Annotated in this window: 1 protein-coding gene; it reads left to right on the forward strand. The window is 41.4% G+C overall.

Annotated features, from left to right (window positions below; genetic code table 11):
• Positions 1–4,128 (forward strand): amino acid adenylation domain-containing protein (locus tag ACQKMR_RS28145; protein ID WP_427700212.1); only part of this gene is annotated, 4,128 nt, incomplete at both ends.

Here is a 4,128-nt window from a genome sequence, read left to right on the forward strand (position 1 = left end):
GGTGGTTTCAAAGTTGCGGCAACAAGGCTATGAACTTTCTGTTGCGGATTTAATGAATCAACAGACAGCAAGGCTGATCTGCGAAAATATTAAGGTGGGCGAAGTAAGTCAAGTATATGAACAAGGAGAAGTTAATGGGGAAAGTCCGTTAATTCCAATACAACGTGAATTTTTCAGCAAGAATCATGCGGTTTCAGGTCATTTCAATCAAGCGTTAATGTTAAAAAGCAAGGAAAGGTTTTATATACCTTACTTGAAAGAAGCAATTGCTGAGGTAGTTAAACATCATGATGCGCTGAGGAATGTATATGACGGACAGCGTCAAATCACGCTACCAATAGAAAAAAGCAAGTTGTACGACTGGTACGAGAATGATTATACCAACACAGAAGATGCAGCGAAAGAGATAAGGTGTGCGAGTGACAAAATACAGGCAAGCATAGATCTTGCGGAAGGCCCTCTGGTGAAAATAGGGTTGTTCCATACAGACAGTGGTGATCATTTACTGATCTGTGTACACCATCTGGTAATAGATGGAGTGTCATGGAGGATTATACTGGCAGATTTGTTCACCGGATATCGACAGATACGGGAAACGGGGAAAATCACATTGCCAAAGAAAACTTCTTCGTTCAAGGAATGGGCGGAGGCTTTGACGCAATATGCTGAGAGTGAAACACTCTTGGATGAGGTAGAATATTGGGAACAGACAGCAAAAAAATCGGAGAACACCGAGGCATTGAGCATTGGAAAAGCGAGTGGCAAATACAAAACCAAAATAGTGGAAATTAATTCTGAAACGACGCAGAAGTTGCTGTTTGAAGCAGGGAAGACATACGGAACAGAAATAAATGACTTACTATTGGCGTCACTGACAGTTGCGGTAAATCGATGGAAAAACACAAAACACATAACCATAGAAATGGAAGGCCACGGTAGAGAGGCAATAGATACAGAGATAGCCATTGACCGCACGGTTGGATGGTTTACGAGTGTATATTATGTGGTCTTGAAGACAGGGGCAACAGTAGAAGAAACAATCATTGAGACAAAGGAAGCCTTGCGGCAGGTTCCAAACCATGGACTTGGATATGGGGTACTGAAATATCTGGGTAAAAGGAAAAGACTTGGTATGAGTGCAAAAATAATGTTCAATTATCTCGGAGCACTGGATAACGAACTGGATAGCTATGAAGGTATATCAATGTCGGAAATGCCATTAGGACGAAATATATCTGAAAAGAATTTAGAAGAAACAGGACTGTCTCTGAATGGGGCTATTTTGAATGGACGATTAAGATTTGATTTGACATATGATATGGGATTGTATGCAGAAGAAGACGTTCAGGTATTTGTGTTGGCTTATGAAAGAGCGATTAAGGATGTTGTTGAGACGAGTTTATCAAAACAAGGTGTGGTAAAAACGCCATCGGATTATGGAATACCCGATATGTCATATAGGGAATTGGAAGAACTTGCGGTGACTGGTGAAATTGAAAAAATATACGGAATGACGCCACTACAGGAAGGGATTCTATTCCATAAATTGGTTGATAAAAGTGCCACAAGCTATGTGCTGCAGACAGTATTTAATATCGACAAAAATCTCAATATGGAGAATATACGGTTTAGTCTTGATATTCTAGCAGGAAAATATGAGGTGCTGCGGACGAAAATATTGACAGATAGGGCTGAAAGACCTTTGCAGGTAGTCATACGGGATCGGCCCATAGAGCTCTGTGAAATCAATGTATATAGTCTGGAAGAAAAAGAAGTGTTAAAGAAAGCGGATATTGCACGCGGATTTGATTTAACAGAAGATAGCTTGCTGCGGCTTACAGTTTTGCGTATGGGGGAAAACCAATCTACGTTTTTGTGGACAAAACATCACATCATTATGGATGGATGGTGTACGTCACTGCTGTTTCGGGACTTTATCAAGTATTACGAGCTGATAAACGGTGGTGCCAGCAGGGCACAGATGGAAAAGCTATTGGAAGTAGAAAAACAACAAATTTCACCATACAGCGAGTATATCAGATGGTTTGAGAAACAAAACAAAAAAGAAGCTCTTATGTATTGGAACAGGTTGCTGGAAGATTACAACTCCGTGATAACAGTCCCGCCATTGGGAATCGAGGATAATCAGGAAGCAGAATCTCGACTTGAGGAATTGACGATGTCGGAAGAAACAACTAAGGCGATAGAGAAAATGGCTAGTCAACTGAACGTAACGGTAAGTACTGTGGTTGAGGCGGCATGGGGACTGTTGTTACAGAAATATAATGGAAGCAGAGACGTTGTTTTTGGTAAGGTTATCTCGGGACGGAACGCCAATCTACCGGGGATTGATCAGGCGGTAGGATTGTTCATTAATACGATTCCTTCGCGTATAACGAGTAAGGATGGGCAATCAGTGTGCGAACTACTCAAGGGGATGCAGGCACAGGCAATCGAGGGCATGAAATACGAGTACAGTTCACTGACAGAGATACAGAGCAGTAGTGGGATTGGAAACAATTTTATACAAACGCTGTTTGTGTTCGAGAATTATTATGTTGACGAATCGGCATATGACGGAATAACTGGGTTTAATATAGAACTGGAGAGTGAAAGGGAGGAGGTCAATTATGATATATCCATGACTGCGTTCATACAGGGAACTATACATCTTGCTGTAATGTATAATTCGGGGAAATATACATTAGACGAAGTAAGATGCCTTCTTGATCGGATGTCGACTTTGCTTATAATGATGGCAGCCAACCCGGAAGTGAAACTGACAGAGCTGGAAATGATAAGTGTGGTGGAACATGAAAGAATATTAACTGTTTTCAACGATACACATACGGAGTATGCACAGAATCATACGGTAGTAGAACTGTTCGAGAAACATACGGAACAGACACCCGAGAAGACGGTAATCGAATACGAAACGGGAGTACTTCGTTATGGAGAAGTAAACCGAAAGGCAAATGCATTGGCATGGGAACTAATTTCGTTAGGTGTCAAGCCAAATGATAGAGTTGCCATCATGACTTCACTGGAAGTGGAAACTATTATTGGAATTTTAGGAGTGCTAAAGAGTGGAGCTTCCTATGTCCCCATTGATCCAGCGTCTCCGAAAGAACGACTAGAGCATATACTTGACGATGCAGCACCAAAAGTCATATTAACAAGAGAGAAGAGTTTGGAAACAGAAATCCCATTCATCTCTATGAATCTTGAAGATCTGGGTGAGAAGGAGAAAAATCCAGAGTGTGCCGTTGAAAAAGACGACATAGCCTATGTGATTTACACATCAGGAACTACAGGAAAGCCCAAAGGCGTGGCGGTTACACGAGGTAATTTGGATCATTACTTGTTATATGCAGATAAAGAGTACCAGAAAGAAGCTTGTACTACGGTATTAATTACAAGCTTAAGTTTCGACCTCTCAGTAACTTCCTTGTATTTACCGCTTATTAGTGGTGGATCTCTTCTATTAAAGGGAGGAGACACGGAGGAAAGGTTAAGTGCAGCATTAAAAGATAACAGGGTAACCTTCCTTAAGCTTACCCCTTCTCATTTGAAAATGCTGGAAACCTATGCAGACGGAGTAAATGTACCGAATTTAGAAACGCTGATTGTCGGTGGAGAAGAGTTAACAATAGATACTGCATGGAAAACACAGAATCTATTAGGAGACAGCGTAAAGATTCATAACGAATATGGTCCTACAGAGACTACAGTAGGATGCTGTGACTATGTCTATTCCAAAGAAAAAGATAAGGGTTTAAGTGTAGGAATCGGACATCCAATTGCCAATATACAGATATATATACTGAATGAGATGGAGTTATGTGGTGTAGGCATTCCTGGTGAGCTATGCATCGCGGGAGACGGAGTAGCCAAAGGGTATCTAAACCAGCCTGAATTAACAGCGGAGAAGTTTATCGACAATCCATATGGAGAGGGGAAGTTATACCGCTCCGGAGATTTGGCGAGATGGCTGCCTAACGGGGATATGGAATACCTGGGAAGAATAGATGAGCAGGTTAAAATCCGAGGATATCGGATAGAGTTGTACGAGATAGAGAGTGTTTTAAGGAATCAGCCTGGTGTATCAAATGCGGCAGTAATTGCGTT

Origin of the sequence: Peribacillus sp. NPDC096540, assembly GCF_050278525.1 — a bacterium.
Taxonomy (GTDB): domain Bacteria; phylum Bacillota; class Bacilli; order Bacillales; family DSM-1321; genus Peribacillus.